The following is a 2145-nucleotide window of genomic DNA, read 5'->3' on the forward strand; positions in this document are numbered from 1 at the left end:
GTCATGCTCAATCAGGATGCGCCGCAACATACCAAGACCCGCAAACTGGTGTCGAAAGGCTTTACCCCCAAGTCCATCAACGGCCTGCGCGACGAGCTCGAGCGACGCGCCAAAGCGATCGTCGAGAAGGCCGCAGAGAACCCGACGGGCGACTTCGTCACCGAAATCGCATCGGAACTGCCGCTGCAGGCCATCGCCGACCTCATCGGTATCCCGCAGGAGGACCGCAAGAAGATCTTCGACTGGTCCAACGAGATGACCTCGTACGACGACCCCGAATTCGACATCGACCCCGTCGAAGCCTCGTCGCAGATCCTCGGATATGCGTACCAGATGGCGGACGAACGCCGGAAGAATCCGCAGGACGACATCATCACCACGCTGATCAACGCAGACATCGACGGCGACCACATGGCGCCCGAGGAATTCGGCTTCTTCGTCATCATCCTTGCCGTCGCGGGCAACGAGACCACGCGCAACGCGATCACCCACGGGATGGCCGCATTCATGGACAACCCCGACCAGTGGGAGCTGTACAAGAAGGAGCGGCCCGAGACAGCTGCCGACGAGATCGTTCGTTACGCCACGCCAATCGTTGCCTTCCAGCGAACGGCCAAGGAAGACTTCGACCTGAACGGCACGACCATCAAAGCCGGCGAGCGGGTCGCGATGTTCTACAGTTCGGCCAACTTCGACGAGGACGTGTTCGAGAACCCGCGGAAGTTCGACATCATGCGAAACCCCAACCCGCACGTCGGATTCGGTGGCCACGGCGCGCACTACTGCATCGGCGCCAACCTCGCCAAGATGGAAATCGATCTGATGTTCAACGCAATCGCCGACATCATGCCCGACATCTCACGACTCGGGGACCCCCGACGACTGCGATCCGGATGGCTCAACGGCGTCAAGGAGTTCCAGGTCGATTACACAGGTGGTTGCCCGGTGAAGCACTAATGCGGCTGGGTGCTGCTCCGCCGCCCGTGTTCCTTAAGTGTTGTTCGAGCAACGTTTAAGGCACACGGGCGGCGAAGCCGCACCTCAGCGGATGAAGTTGTCTGCGAACGCGCGCAGTGAGTCCTGCTTCGCTTCCAGCGGGCCGTCGAAGCCGATGCCGTCGAAGATCCAGGGCACGGTGATGATGTCGGTGACACCGGCATCCTCGAGCTCGGCGTACCCGTCCTTCCCGAAGCGGTCGATGCACACCGTTTGAATCTCGTACGGCTCGTCGGCTTTTCCGTACTCCTCGCGCAGCTCACGCAATCGGGCGATGACGGCGACCAGATCGTCGAACTTGATCATCGCCGACGTCCAACCGTCGCCGACACGAGCGGCGCGGTGCAGCGCCACATCGGTGTGGCCGCCGACGTAGAAGGGAACGGGCTCGGTCGGCGCGGGGCTCATCTGGAGCTTGTCGAAGTCGTAGAACTCGCCGTGGTGCTCCACCATGCCGCCGCCGAGGATGAGCTTGATGACGTCGATCATCTCGTCGACGCGCTTGCCCCGCTTCGCGTAGGGGACACCGCACCATTCGAACTCTTCCGGCGCCCAGCCGATACCGACGCCGAAGCCGAAGCGGTTGTTCGTCATCGCTGCGACCGAGCCGACCTGGCGAGCCAGTAGCACCGGGTTGCGCGAGCCGAGCTTGAGCACCTGGGTGTAGAACTCGATCTTCTCGGTGACCGCTCCCATGGCTGCGGCGGCGATCAGTGGATCCACCCACGGAGTGTCCGCGTTCCACATCCTCGACCCGTCGGGCGTGTAGGGGTAGTCGGCGGTCTGGGTTTCCATGTAGAACAGCGAATCCGGAAGCGCGATCGAGGAGAACCCGCATTCCTCGGCGGTCCGGGCCAACGCGGTCAACTCGTGCAGCGGCGTCATCGCGATGCCGACGGTATACTTCATGGCTGCTCACTCCCCACAACCCACATCGAAAAGTATTGCGAGCCTCCGCCGTACGCGTGCCCGAGTGCTTTTCGGGCGTTCTCGACCTGATGATCGCCCGCCCGGTGCATCACCTGCATGGCCGCTTCGGCGAAGCGAATCATGCCCGACGCCCCGATCGGATTGGACGACAGCACTCCGCCCGAACAGTTGATCGGTAACCGGCCGCCGATCGCCGTGTCACCGGCCTCGGTGAGTTTC

At 62.6% G+C, this 2145-nt stretch carries 3 protein-coding genes; 1 reads left to right on the forward strand and 2 read right to left on the reverse strand.

Features of this window, described 5'->3' with window-relative positions; all coding sequences use genetic code 11:
- A partial coding sequence (locus WBQ44_RS08995) for a cytochrome P450 (RefSeq protein ID WP_495566359.1) occupies nucleotides 1–957 on the forward strand: 957 nt, incomplete at its 5' end.
- 84 nt (nucleotides 958–1041) lie between these two features.
- Here WBQ44_RS08995 and WBQ44_RS09000 read toward each other — a convergent pair.
- Nucleotides 1042–1905, reverse strand: coding sequence for a TIGR03619 family F420-dependent LLM class oxidoreductase (locus WBQ44_RS09000; RefSeq protein WP_495566360.1), 864 nt, complete (start codon nucleotides 1903–1905; stop codon nucleotides 1042–1044).
- On the reverse strand, nucleotides 1902–2145 hold a 244-nt coding region (locus WBQ44_RS09005; RefSeq protein ID WP_495566361.1), incomplete at its 5' end, for a thiolase C-terminal domain-containing protein. The genes WBQ44_RS09000 and WBQ44_RS09005, both read right to left, overlap by 4 nt.

The organism is Rhodococcus sp. (in: high G+C Gram-positive bacteria) (genome assembly GCF_049591685.1).
GTDB lineage: Bacteria > Actinomycetota > Actinomycetes > Mycobacteriales > Mycobacteriaceae > Rhodococcoides.